The organism is Janibacter sp. CFPM2_SD2, assembly GCF_057364645.1.
The window spans coordinates 1-1,392 of record NZ_JBNFOF010000346.1; the positions used below are offsets into that span (position 1 = coordinate 1).

2 pseudogenes are annotated in these 1,392 nt (G+C 74.6%); both read left to right on the forward strand.

Annotation, left to right across the window (positions count from 1 at the left end):
• Positions 1-880: pseudogene (locus AC2W7J_RS18165) on the forward strand (hypothetical protein); the annotation flags it as partial.
• Positions 850-1,392 (forward strand): annotated as a pseudogene (locus tag AC2W7J_RS18170) (hypothetical protein); the annotation flags it as partial. The pseudogenes AC2W7J_RS18165 and AC2W7J_RS18170, both read left to right, overlap by 31 nt.

The window sequence follows — 1,392 nt, forward strand, 5'->3', positions numbered from 1 at the left end:
GCGACGTCACCCCGCGGCGAGCTGGCGGTCCGACCCCCGGGCGCTGCCGCACTGCTCGCCGCTGCCGACCCTGCCCGACCCCGGCCCGGAGCTGATGGCCGTGGAGATGGACCACGGCTACTGGCAGGACCTGGCGAAGGGGGTGGCGGCGCAGGGCTTCGACGCGCGGATCGGCACCCTCGCCTCGACCGTCCACGAGGCCGGTGGGTGTGTCGACGGCAGCGGTGCCGGCGCCGCTCTCGCGATGGCCGACCGCGACGGCGTCGTGCGGTCCGGTGATCCGGGGGTCAACGAGACCTGCGCGATCACCCTCGTCGGTGCGCCGGCCATCTCGGTCCCCGACGACGGCGCCGTGCGCACCCGTCAGGTCGAGGCCGTCGACGACGTCGTCGCCGACGTCGTCGCCGGGGCGCACTCCGACACGGTCGTCGTCCTCGCCGGTCTGTCCGACGACGGCGGGCAGCCGGGGCTGCGGGTGCTCGCGATGGGCGGCGCCGGCATCCCCTCCGGCTGGCTGCACTCCGACTCGACGACCCGCGACGAGATGGGGCAGGTCGCCGACGTCACCCACACGGCGCTCGCGACGGCCGGCTTCACCCCGCCCCCGGGGCTCGTCGGGCGCAGCTCGTGCCGGTCGACGACGAGGCCCCCTTCGCCGACCGGCTCGCGACGCTCGTCGACGACGACGCCCAGCTGCAGGAGGCCGACCGGGTCATCCCGCCCTTCTTCCGCGGCTTCGGCCTCGGTCTCGTCGGGCTGCTCGTGCTCGCTCTGGTGCTCCTGCGCGTCGGGCCCCGCAGCTGGCGACCGGTCGTGCCCCGTGCCACCGGTCTCGTCGGCCTCGCCGCGATGGCCGTACCGGCCTCCACCTATCTGCTGACGACGACCCGCTGGTTCGACTCGGACCACCCGATGGGCGCCTTCGTGCTGCGGCTGGCGGTCATCGACCTGGCGCTCGTCGCGCTCACCCTCGCCGTCGTCCTCGTGGTGCTCCGCTGGGCCCGGCCCCGATGGCTCGCCGAGGGGCCGGCCGTCGCGCTCGTCGCGGTCGGAGTGCTCTCCGCCGTCACGTGGTTGCTGCTCGCCGGCGACCTGCTCGTCGGCCGCGGGCGGATGACGATGCTCTCCGTCCTCGGTCTGCTGCCGCTGGACGGCGGCCGCTTCCACGGCTTCGGCAACGTCCCCTTCGCGATCTTCGTCGCCGCGGCCTTCCTCCTCATGGCCGCGCTGGTCGCCCCAACTCTGCACGACCCCAGGGTTATGCAGAGTTCGTCCGACCGAACCTTGCAAAACCCTAGGGTCCTGCAGAGTTCGGGGCGGGCACCTGCTGACGAGGCGGCCCCGTCGGCACGAAGGGGGCCCGCCGCACCGCCGCGCTCGTCGTCGCCGTCG